General features: G+C 62.5%; 12 protein-coding genes. 6 read left to right on the top strand and 6 right to left on the bottom strand.

Going from position 1 to position 10,927, the window contains the following annotated elements; genetic code table 11:
• Positions 1-170 precede the first annotated feature (170 nt).
• Complete coding sequence (gene mscL / locus J9889_RS04180; RefSeq protein WP_010673746.1) at positions 171-581, bottom strand: large-conductance mechanosensitive channel protein MscL; 411 nt, start codon at positions 579-581, stop codon at positions 171-173.
• A gap of 260 nt (positions 582-841) precedes the next feature.
• On the opposite strand from mscL, the gene J9889_RS04175 reads away from it, so the two are divergent.
• The 6 genes from J9889_RS04175 to nqrE all read left to right on the top strand — a co-directional run bounded on the left by J9889_RS04175 (position 842) and on the right by nqrE (position 6,521).
• Positions 842-1,546 carry a disulfide isomerase DsbC N-terminal domain-containing protein gene (locus J9889_RS04175; protein ID WP_039041117.1) on the top strand — a complete coding sequence of 235 codons (705 nt, stop codon included), beginning with the start codon at positions 842-844 and terminating at the stop codon, positions 1,544-1,546.
• Positions 1,512-3,242: a single-stranded-DNA-specific exonuclease RecJ gene (recJ, locus tag J9889_RS04170; RefSeq protein ID WP_180911426.1), complete on the top strand. Its 1,731-nt coding sequence runs from the start codon at positions 1,512-1,514 to the stop codon at positions 3,240-3,242. Before J9889_RS04175 ends, recJ begins: the two co-directional genes overlap by 35 nt.
• A 150-nt stretch (positions 3,243-3,392) precedes the next feature.
• The gene (locus J9889_RS04165; RefSeq protein ID WP_210556010.1) at positions 3,393-4,574 is read left to right on the top strand and encodes a MerR family transcriptional regulator; all 1,182 of its coding nucleotides are present in this window, start codon (positions 3,393-3,395) and stop codon (positions 4,572-4,574) included.
• 40 nt (positions 4,575-4,614) lie between these two features.
• Positions 4,615-5,118 (top strand): N-acetyltransferase, encoded by a 504-nt coding sequence (locus J9889_RS04160; RefSeq protein ID WP_104452442.1) that lies wholly within the window; start codon positions 4,615-4,617, stop codon positions 5,116-5,118.
• Between the two features lie 306 nt (positions 5,119-5,424).
• On the top strand, positions 5,425-5,718 hold the full coding sequence (locus J9889_RS04155) for a hypothetical protein (protein ID WP_010673751.1): 294 nt from the start codon (positions 5,425-5,427) through the stop codon (positions 5,716-5,718).
• Positions 5,719-5,921: 203 nt separating this feature from the next.
• The gene (nqrE, locus tag J9889_RS04150) at positions 5,922-6,521 is read left to right on the top strand and encodes an NADH:ubiquinone reductase (Na(+)-transporting) subunit E (RefSeq protein ID WP_167824705.1); all 600 of its coding nucleotides are present in this window, start codon (positions 5,922-5,924) and stop codon (positions 6,519-6,521) included.
• Between the two features lie 33 nt (positions 6,522-6,554).
• On the opposite strand, the gene J9889_RS04145 is transcribed toward nqrE, so the two are convergent.
• From J9889_RS04145 to J9889_RS04125, 5 genes are all read right to left on the bottom strand, one after another.
• A complete protein-coding gene (locus J9889_RS04145) occupies positions 6,555-7,043 on the bottom strand; it encodes a GNAT family N-acetyltransferase (protein ID WP_171864896.1) in 489 nt (162 codons plus the stop codon).
• 145 nt (positions 7,044-7,188) lie between these two features.
• A complete protein-coding gene (lipA, locus tag J9889_RS04140; RefSeq protein ID WP_109111910.1) occupies positions 7,189-8,154 on the bottom strand; it encodes a lipoyl synthase in 966 nt (321 codons plus the stop codon).
• Positions 8,155-8,239: 85 nt separating this feature from the next.
• Positions 8,240-8,932, bottom strand: a complete 693-nt coding sequence (gene lipB, locus J9889_RS04135) for a lipoyl(octanoyl) transferase LipB (protein ID WP_171864895.1) — start codon at positions 8,930-8,932, stop codon at positions 8,240-8,242.
• A gap of 93 nt (positions 8,933-9,025) precedes the next feature.
• Positions 9,026-9,289 carry a DUF493 family protein YbeD gene (ybeD, locus tag J9889_RS04130; protein WP_010673756.1) on the bottom strand — a complete coding sequence of 88 codons (264 nt, stop codon included), beginning with the start codon at positions 9,287-9,289 and terminating at the stop codon, positions 9,026-9,028.
• Positions 9,290-9,568: 279 nt separating this feature from the next.
• Entirely contained in the window at positions 9,569-10,798 is a 1,230-nt protein-coding gene (locus J9889_RS04125) for a D-alanyl-D-alanine carboxypeptidase family protein (RefSeq protein ID WP_010673757.1), read from the bottom strand.
• Between the last annotated feature and the right edge of the window lie 129 nt (positions 10,799-10,927).

Raw genomic sequence — 10,927 nt, 5'->3', positions numbered from 1 at the left:
TATAACCTGGCCAGAAGGAGGCAATATCAATATGATGCACGGCGACAGCAGGGTGATGGTGGTGGTGTGTTTGGAGACAGCCAGTTTACCAGCACCCTGTCTGTCAACTTCCACTTCCCCAAGATCCCGCGAAGAACCTTTTTTTTCAGCACACGACAGGGAGGAAACGGTTATTTCCCCTGCTGGGATTTCAGCAAGTCGCGGATCTCGGTCAGCAGCTCCTGATCCTTGGTGGGGCCGGCCGGGGCAGCGGCTTCCTCTTCCTGCTTCTTCTTCAGGGTGTTGATGGCCTTGAGCCCCATGAAGATGGCGAAGGAGATGATCAGGAAGTCGATACAGGTCTGGATGAACTTGCCGTAGGCGATGACCACGGCAGGGGCATCCCCTTCGGCGGCCTTCAGGGTCACGGCGAGATCGCTGAAATCCACGCCCCCCAGGATCAGCCCGATGGGGGGCATGATCACGTCTCCCACGAAGGAGGAGACAATCTTGCCAAAGGCGGCACCTATGATGATACCGACCGCCATGTCGATCACATTGCCCCTGGATGCAAAGGCCTTGAACTCTTGAATCAGACTCATTTTTCCCCCTAGAAATGGACAACGTGCCACCTGAGCGCACGTCGATTTGAATAATAAAACATCAGCATAACAGAGGGATGACTAAAGATGTCTCCCGTCGTCCTGATTAGCTTGCGGGGCTCAAGCCCGATTGGCAACCTGTCATCCCGTGATTTTTTCTTGCGGACGATTATTAATCGATCACTAATTAAGGTCTTTGGGAGAGGGAATTGTCTGGGTTACCTTATGAGACCCTTCAATCATGCCAAGTGAATGAGCTGATGCGATATTTACTGCTGGGAATGATGCTGCTGTGCGCTTTTGCGGCCAGCGCGGGGATGGACCCCCATGTGTTGAAACAGACCATAGAGCAGCGCCTCGGTGTGCAGGTCTACCTGGTGGACGAGACCCCCATGCCGGGCCTCTATCTGCTGGGCACGGCCCAGGGACTGCTCTACAGCGATGCCAGGGGAGACTATGTGCTGCAGGGCTCCATGCTGGATCTGGCCCACGACATGAGAAACCTCACCCGGCTCAGCCAGCAGCAGCAACGCAGGCTGGCGCTCTCCCAGATAGGGGAGGCCCGGCTCTGGCTCAAGGCCACCCCTGAACGCCACCGCCTCACCCTGTTTACCGATCTCGCCTGCGGTCCTTGTCGCATCGCGCTGGAGGAGTTGCCCCGTTTGCAGGCGAGGGGCGTGAGCGTGCAACTGCTGCCTGCGCCTGTCGCCGCCTCGGATCAGGCTAGCTGGTGCGATCCCGGGCTGCTGCGCGAACTCAACTTCAGCGATCGTTTGCCTGAGAGCGGCTGTAATGCGATCCTTGCCCATCATATCGGCCTGAGCCAATGGCTCGGGATCAAGGCGTCACCGAGCTGGGTCCTGCCCAATGGCGACCTGGTGCGCGGTTATCAGAGCCCTGAACAACTGCTCAAGATACTGGATCACATCAATGCCCCTGCTAATCCGTCGTCGTCCGCGAGTTGATGATTCTCATCTGCCCGCCACCCTGCACCCGTTGCTTCGTCAAATCTTCGCCAGCCGCGGGGTCGAAGACCCTGCCCTGCTGGAGCGCAGTGCCAACCAGCTGCTGCCGCCCCAGCGCCTGTTCGGCATGGCGCAGGCGGTGCCGCTGCTGGCCGAGGCGCTGACGGCGCAAAAACGCATTCTCATCGTCGGTGACTTCGACTGCGACGGCGCCACCAGCTCGGCGCTGTGCGTGCTGGCCTTGCGCGCCATGGGGGGGCACCACATCGATTTTCTGGTGCCCAACCGTTTCGAGTTCGGCTATGGCCTCACCCCGGAGATCGTCGAGCTGGCGGTGGCCCGCGGCGCCGAGTTCCTGATCACGGTGGACAACGGGATCTCCAGCATCGCCGGGGTGGCGGCGGCCAAGGCGGCCGGCATGCAGGTACTGGTTACCGATCACCATTTGCCGGGTCAGGAGCTGCCTGACGCCGACGCGATAGTGAACCCCAACCAGCATGGCTGCAACTTCCCCTCCAAGTCGCTGGCCGGGGTCGGGGTCGCCTTCTATCTGATGGCGGCCCTCAACACCCATCTGCGCCAGAGCGGCTGGTATGAGCGCCAGGGGCTGCGCGCCCCCAACGTGGCTGATTACCTCGATCTGGTGGCCCTCGGCACCGTGGCCGACGTGGTGGCGCTGGATGGCAACAACCGCATCCTGGTCCATCAGGGGTTGCAGCGGATCCGGGCCGGCCGTTGTCGCCCCGGCATCCAGGCGTTGGTGGACGTGTCGGGCCGCGACGGGCGTCGCCTGTGCGCTGCCGATCTCGGCTTTGCGCTGGGGCCGCGCCTCAACGCGGTGGGCCGGCTCGATGACATGTCCCTCGGGGTCGCCTGTCTGCTCTGTGACGACATCAATCTGGCGCGCCAGTTCGCCTCCGAAATGGACAGCCTCAACCAGGAGCGCAAGGAGATCGAGCAGGGGATGCAGCAGGAGGCGCTCGCCACTTTGGAGCAGATCCGTTTTCGTGACGGCGAGGTGCCCTCCGGCATCGTGCTGCACCGAAACGAGTGGCATCAGGGGGTGGTGGGGCTGGTGGCCTCCAAGGTGAAGGAGAAGTACTACCGCCCGGTCATCGCTTTTGCCGAGAGCAGCGAGACCGAGCTCAAGGGCTCCGGGCGCTCCATCCCGGGGGTGCACCTGCGCGATGCGCTGGAACTGCTCGATACCCGCCACCCCGGCTTGATGGGCAAGTTTGGCGGCCACGCCATGGCGGCCGGGTTGACCCTGCCCAAGGCCAATATCGAGGCCTTCGGGCGGGCTTTTGAGGCGGTCATCGGCGAGCTGGTGACCCCTGAGCTCTTGACCGGGGTGCTGCTCACCGATGGCGAACTGCTGCCGGACGAGCTCACCCTCGAGCTGGCGGAGCTTATTCGCGCCTCCGGCCCCTGGGGTCAGGCCTTCCCCGAGCCGCTGTTTGACGGCGAGTTCGTGCTGGTGCAGCAGCGGTTGGTGGGGGAGAAGCACCTCAAGATGATGCTGACCACGGATTCCGGCCACGCGGTGGATGCCATCGCCTTTGGCGTCGACTTGCAGCGCTGGCCCGATGCCTCGGTGAAGCGGGTGCGGCTGGTCTACCGGCTCGACGTCAACGAGTGGCGCGGCAACCGCAGCGTGCAGTTGTTGGTGGAGCATCTGGAAGCCGCCGGCCTCTGATCCCGCGAGTCTCTCTTGCTGTCGATGACGGCCACCTCAGGGTGGCCGTTTTTTTATGGTGTGAACCCGGATGTTGTCGTTGACCCGTCTATTGCTTCACAGTTTAAGCTTCCCTTCATCGGGTCACGGACCCCTCAGCGAGTCGCTGTCATGAAAATATCCGAACTGGCCCGGCGCTGCGGCCTGGCCCGCTCCACCCTGCTCTATTACGAGAAGCTGGGGGTGATTGCGGGCACGAGGGGCGCCAACGGCTATCGCCACTACGACGATGACGATCTGCAGCGGCTGCGGATGGTACAGGCCCTGCAGGCCGGCGGGCTCAGCCTCAAGCAGTGCCTCGCCTGCCTGGCGGGCGAGCTGGAGCAGGCAACGCTGGAAGCCCGGGTCAGGGAGCTGGATGAAGAGCTGGCGCGGATGCAACGCGCCCGGGATCTGCTGGCGGATCTCGCCGGTTTGCGTGCGCACTCCGGCGACGAGTTCAAGGCCTGGCAGCGGCAACTGCAGCATCAAGCCCCGCAGGCCTACTTTGCCTGGGTGATGAAGCAGGGATTCAGTGAAAAAGAGCGTTACCACCTGCAGTGGCTCAGCAAAGACATGAATGAACATGAACGTTATATCCGGGATTTCAAGCTGCTGCTGGATGGCATGAGCTATTGGGGGCCGGGCGATAGCCTCTTCACCCAGCAGCAATTTGCCGCGCTGCCCAGCCAGCCTCGCCGGATCCTCGACATGGGCTGCGGGCGCGGCGCCGCCACCCTGGCGCTGGCACAGGTGACGGACGCCACCATAGTGGCCATCGATCTGGACGAGGAGGCGCTGGCCGCCGTGGCCCGTAGCGCCAGTGCGGCGGGGCTGAGTCAGGTCACTACCCTGTGCGCCAACATGGCGGCGCTGCCGGCAGATCTTGCCCCCGCCGATCTCATCTGGGCCGAGGGGAGCGCCTACACCATCGGGGTGGCCAACGCCTTGCAGGCATGGCGGCCGTACCTTGCCGGCCCTGCTGCCTGCCTGGTGCTGAGCGACCTGGTGTGGCTGACGGACACGCCCCCAGAGGAGGCACTGGCGTTCTGGCAGCGGGATTATCCCGCCATGCAGACCCTGGCGGGCCTGCTCAAAACGGTGAAGGAGGCGGGTTATCGCTGCCTGTGGCACACCCCGTTGCCGCAAAGGGCCTGGGACAACTATCTGGATCCCATCGAGCGCAATCTGGCGCGCCACCGTGCCGAGCTGGGGGATAGCCCAGCCTGGCAGGATCTGAGCCGGGAAGTGGCCATCCACCGCCAATACCTGGGCAGCTATGGCTATGTGATCTGCTGCCTGCAGACAGTCTGATCAGGCCATCCATTGCAAGATAACAAACGGAGAAAACCTTATGAATATTCTCATTCGACCTGAAACGGGCGCCGATCACGACGCCATTGAAGCGCTGACCGTGGCCGCGTTCCTCAATGCCCCCCATACCGATCACAACGAACAGCTGATCGTGCGCGCCTTGCGCCAGGCCGGGGCACTCAGCCTGTCGCTGGTGGCGGAGCAGGCGGGGCGGGTGGTCGGCCACCTCTGCTTCTCGCCGGTCACCATCAGCGATGGCAGCCCGCACTGGTATGGCCTTGGCCCCATTTCCGTCTCCCCTGCGCTTCAGGGCAGGGGGCTGGGGTCACGGCTGATGGACGCGGGTCTGGCCGAGCTCAAGGGGATGGGAGCGGCCGGCTGCGTGGTGCTGGGGGATCCCGGCTTCTACGGCCGTTTTGGTTTCGTGTCCGAGCCGGGGTTGACGCTGCCCGGCGTGCCGCCCGAGTACTTCATGACCCGCTCGTTCGGCGCTGCCATGCCCAGTGGTGAAGTGCGCTATCACCCGGCCTTCGAGCAGGGGTGAGCCCTCACCTTGAGGAAGATGCAAGTCGCTTTCTCAAGGTGGTGCAACCTTGCCGGTTTTAGGGAATGGGGCGGTGTTTAATATCGCTCCTGTTAATATCTCATGGTGGAAAATGCAATAAGTGACGGTATTGTGATATATTCCACCTGTAATTTTTCTTGACGGACAGCCCCCTTGTCATCCTCTCGCCGCCCCTCGTCATGGCCGATGGTGCTTGCCATCGCCTGCCTTCTCTGGCTTGCCGCTGCGGCGGCGGCAGGGGTCGTTGCAACTAGGGGAATGGAGACGCAAGGGCAGGAGCGGCCGATGCTGTTCCATGAGCCAGCGAACCCGGGGCTTGCCGACAACGTCAGCCTGCCGCCCGCCTCCCAGTGGCGGCTCGGTTTCGAGCAGGGACGGCGACTGGAAGGGGCTGCTCATGCCGAGCTCTACCAGATGCTGCTGGCCTGGTTCCAGCACGAGATCCTCGGCCTGCTCTGCGGCCTGCTGTTTTTCCTGCCTCTCATCTATCTCAGGCAGCGGCCCGACTACTTCGGCGCTCTGCACACACGGCGGCTTCGCTGCCACCACCTGCAATATCGCTTCTGCCAGGGCGACTAGGTTCACCAGCCGGGCGCCCGCCCGTTTGATCCCCGTCATTGAGTACCGCTGACCGGGCTGCTCGGCAGTCTGGCGGCTGCCGTGGTCATTACCGGGCGCTGCGCCAGCTCTCTCTGTAAACGTCATCCGTGACGTCATCTTCGCGACTGGCCGTTGGCCGGGCGCGGACGTGCTCTTATTGCAACCAAGTGGTGAACTCATTCATGGACTATTACGTCAATCTCTTCATCCAGTCGATTTTTGTGGAAAACCTGGCGCTGGCCTTCTTCCTTGGCATGTGCACCTTCCTGGCCGTTTCCAAGAACATCAACACCGCCTTCGGTTTGGGCATGACGGTGCTGGTGGTCATGGTGATCGCCATCCCCCTCAACAACCTGATCTACCGCCATATCCTGCGTCCCGAGAGTACCTTCCTCGGGGAGTTTGATCTGGGCTTTCTCGATTTCATCGTCTACATCGGGGTGCTGGCGGCGCTGGTGCAGGTGATGGAGATGGTGCTCGACAAACATTTCCCGGCGCTCCATCACGCGCTCGGCATCTACCTGCCGCTGCTGACGGTGCACTGCGCCATCTTCGGCGGGGTGATGTTCATGGCCCAGCGGGATTACGACTTCATCGAATCCGTGGTCTACGGGGCGGGCTCAGGGCTGGGCTGGCTGCTGGCCATCGTCGCCATTGCGGGGTTGCGCCAGAAGATGAAGTATTCGGATGTGCCCGAGGGGCTGCGGGATATCGGCATTACCTTCATCGTGGCCGGGCTGATGTCCCTCGGCTTCATGTCCTTTTCCGGCATCTCGCTCTGAGCCATGGGCCGGGTGGTGGCCCAATGAAGGTGCTCAATCCAGACGCTTTGCCATGTTGTAGCCGGTGATGGTGAAGCCCAGCGCCTGATAGAGCGCCAGTGCCCTCGGGTTGTCATGGGCCACCCTCAGCTTGATCTGGTGGATGCCTAGGGGGGCGAGCTGCGCTTCCAGGGCGGCCATGGCTGCCTTGCCGAGGCCGCGACCACGATGGGGCGGTGTCACATAGAAGTCGTAGATGAAGGTGGTGCCGGCAGCGGCGTCGATGGCGTGCCAGAGATAGCCCAGAGGCTCGCCCGGCGAGTTCGAGGCTTCAGGTACCATGGCGAGCAGGTGATGACCCGGGGTGGCGACACCCAGTGGCAGGAGCTGCTGCAACGAGGCGTCGGCCTGACGGTGGGCGTCAGGCAGCGCCATCCCGTGGTTGCTGGCAAGATCCTGGGCGTAATCCTCGATGAAGTAGTCGCGATAGGCGGGAAAGTCTGCGTCACGCAGGGGGATCAGGCGAACGGTGAGAGTCGGCATCCGGCACAGCACTCCAGAGAAGGGGAGTGGCCACGTTACGCCAGAACGGCGCCAATCACAAAGGGACAACCGCTGCCTGCGAGGTGACGGCGATAAAAAAAGAGCGCCCAAGGGCGCTCTTTTTTCTGCCAGCAGGAAAAGAGGCTTATTTGACCTCTTCCCCCTTGGCTTGCAGGTCTGCGTGGTAGGAGGAACGCACGAAGGGACCGCAGGCGGCGTGGCTGAAGCCGAGCTCCATGGCCACATCCTTGAGTTCGTCGAACTCTGCGGGCGGCACATAACGCTTCACCGGCAGGTGGTGGCGGCTCGGTTGCAGATACTGGCCCAAGGTCAGCATGTTGACGCCGTGCTCGCGCAGATCCTTGAGTACCTCGACGATCTCCTCGTTGGTCTCGCCAAGGCCCATCATCAGACCGGACTTGGTCGGCACGTGGGGGTGCATCTCCTTGATGCGGCGCAGCAGCTCCAGGGACCACTTGTAGTCGGCACCCGGACGGGCAACCCGGTACATGCGCGGGGCGGTTTCCAGGTTGTGGTTGAAGACGTCAGGCGGGGTCTCGCGGAACACCTCCAGCGCCTGCTCCATCCGGCCACGGAAGTCCGGGGTCAGGATCTCGATGCGGGTCTGGGGGCTGTGCTCGCGGATCTCGCGGATGCAGTCGGCGAAGTGCTGGGCACCGCCGTCCCGCAGATCGTCGCGGTCCACCGAGGTGATCACCACGTACTTGAGGTTCATCTCCTTGATGGTGAGTGCCAGCTTCTTCGGTTCCTCCGGATCCAGCGGCAACGGACGGCCGTGGGCCACGTCGCAGAAGGGGCATCGGCGGGTACAGATGGCGCCCATGATCATGAAGGTCGCGGTGCCGTGGTTGAAGCACTCCGCCAGGTTGGGGCAGGAAGCCTCTTCACACACAGAGTGCAGCTTGTTTTTGCGCAGGGTGCTCTTGATGTGCTCGATCTTCTGGCTCGACGGCGGCAGCTTGATCCGCATCCACTCCGGCTTGCGCAGCACTTCCTCGTTGGGATCCGGCATGAATTTCACCGGGATCAGGGCCATCTTGTCGCCATCGCGCAGCTTGACGCCCGGCTCCATACGAACGGGTTTGCTCATGATTCACTCTCGGTGTTTGTTATTGTCTGGTTGACGGTCACCAGGGGCCTTGCGGCTCCCTCGTGACCACGGGGCATGGGGTTGCTCATGCCGCCTCTTCGGTATTCGTGATCTCTTGGTAGCCAATCAGGTGGGCCAGCTCCGTCACCAGCAGGGACTGTGCCTCGGCGACGCTCTGCGGGCCGCCCAGGGCGCTGGTCTGGGTCATGGCCATGCCCGCATAGCCGCACGGATTGATGCGCAGGAAGGGAGTCATGTCCATGTTGACGTTGAGGGCCAACCCGTGGAACGAGCACCCCTTGCGAATGCGCAAACCCAGGGACGCCAGCTTGGCTTCCATACCCAGATCGCTCTTCACGTAGACGCCCGGGGCATCGGCCTTGGCGTAGGCCTCGATATTGCTTTTGGCGAGCGTGTTGATGATGGCGGTTTCGAGGCAGGTCACCAGCTCCCGTACAGAGAGCTTGCTGCGGCGCACATCCACCAGAACGTAGAGCACCAGCTGGCCCGGGCCGTGATAGGTCACCTGGCCGCCGCGATCACTCTGCACCACCGGGATGTTGCCGGGGGCGAGCAGGTGTTCGGCCTTGCCGGCCTGACCCTGGGTGTAGACGGGGTCATGCTCCACCACCCAGAACTCGTCCGGGGTGTCGGGGGTGCGATTGTCGGTGAACGCCTTCATGGCGTCCCACACCGGCTGGTAGGGGCGACGGCCCAGCTGTCTGACGAGCAGTTGGCCGGCTGACGGTTGTGGCTCTGCGGGCGTTTCGAGTGACATCTTTCCTCACTGGCGGCGCGGTGTCGGTACGGTCGCCGCTGCGACCGGGCGGCAAATAATCAGTCGCCCCGGTGGCGGGGCGACAGAGGCAACTTACAGGACGTAACGAACCAGCTCGATCTTGCCAAGGGCGGTATACATGGCCTCGATGTGTTCCTTGCTCTGGGCGGTGACCGTCACCCGTACCGAGTGATAGTTGCCCTTGGAGCTCGGTTGAACGGTCGGGCTGTAGGTGCCGGGAGCATGTTGCTGCAGCACTTCCACCACCATGTCGGGCAGGGCGGGATCGGCCACGCCAAGCACCTTGAACGGGAACTTGCAGGGGAACTCCAGCAGTTCATCAAACTTGGTATTCATCTACTTCACCTTTCTGGGTCGCCGGGACGCGGCGTCATCTTTACGTCTTTGAGGGCCGCCGAAACGGTCCCCTCATCTGCCCCCAGGGGACAGTTCCCAGTCTATATGGGCATGAGCCGCCTCGGGATCAAGACCCGGCGGTGCGGCAAGACGTGGAAATGCTGCTTTTTACCACAAATCGTCAGTCGGCGGAACCTGCAGATTACAGGGTTATTGACTGGACAGACCGCAAAAGACAGCAGCGGCGCCTGTTGGCGCCGCTGCTTGAGGAAGGGTCTGTTACTTGAACCAGCTGGAGACCAGCATGACCAGGTAATCCCACAGGCGGCTCATCAGGCCACCTTCCTGCACCTCTTCCAGGGCAACCAGGGGAACCTGCTTGATCTCCTTGTCCCCTTGCTTGAGGTACACGGTGCCGACGCGCTGGCCCTTGGCCAGGGGCGCCTTCAGCTCGCTCTCCAGCTGGAAGTCCGCCTTGAGGTTGTTGCCCTGGCCACGGGTGACCAGCACGGAGACGTCCTTGTCGACCCCCAGCTTCACTTCCGGCTTGTCGCCCATCCAGATCTTCTGGGTGACCAGTTCGGTGCCCGCCTTGTAGGGGGTCAGGCTCTGGAAGAAGCGGAAGCCGTAGGTGAGCAGCTTCTTGCTCTCGGCAGCGCGTGAGGCCTCGCTGTTGGCCCCCATGACCACGGCGATCAGGCGCATGCCTTCGTTGTTGGTGGCGGAAGAGACCAGGTTGTAGCCGACCTGGCTGACGTGACCTGTCTTGATGCCGTCAACCTGCAGGGATTGGTCCCACAGCAGGCGGTTGCGGTTGTGCTGGGTGATGCCGTTGAACACGAAGGACTTCTGGGAGTAGATCTTGTACTCCTCCGGCTGATCGTGGATCAGGGCCTGACCCAGGCGGGCCATGTCGCGGGCGGTACTGTAGTGGCCCTCTTCATCCAGGCCGTGGGGGTTCTTGAACTGGGAGTCCTTCATGCCGAGCTTGGCGGCCCAGGCGTTCATCAGGCTGGCGAAGGAGTCGGTGCTGCCTGCCAGGTGCTCGGCCATGGCGACGCAGGCGTCGTTGCCGGACTGGATGATGATGCCCTTGTTGAGATCATCGACGGAGACCTGCTTGCCCACCTCGATGAACATCTTGGAGGAATCGGAGTAGTTCTTGGACCAGGCGTTCTGGCTGATGGTCACCATGTCGGTGCCCTTGATGTTCCCCTTGTGCAACTCGTCGCCGACGATGTAGGAGGTCATCATCTTGGTCAGGCTGGCGGGGGGCAGACGCTCGTCGGCGTTCTGCTCGGCCAGCACCTGTCCGGAGAAGTAGTCGATCAGGATGTGGGCCTTGGCGGAGATCTCGGGCGCGGCAGGCACCACCATGGGGGCGCTGTTCAAAGTGGGGACCGGCTGGGCACTCGGCAGGGCCGAATCCGGGGTTGGAACAGGCTGGTTGGCCTGAGCGGTGGCGCTTAACAGGGAGGCCAGAATAACGGAGCGGGCAAATTTGGACATCTTGAAATTCCTGGTGCCTGGATGGGATGTACCCAAGTTGAAAAAAAGCGGGCCCCACTATACCAGATGTGCGTGTCGGTCATAGTCCGAGATGCGACCTGGACGGGATTTTATGGGATGGCCCCCGAC

The sequence above is a fragment of the Aeromonas sp. PrichA-15 genome (assembly GCF_017939245.1).
In the GTDB taxonomy this organism is placed as follows: domain Bacteria; phylum Pseudomonadota; class Gammaproteobacteria; order Enterobacterales; family Aeromonadaceae; genus Aeromonas; species Aeromonas caviae.
The sequence above is the reverse complement of the archived record's forward strand: the minus strand, read 5'-3'. Positions and strand labels throughout refer to the sequence as shown.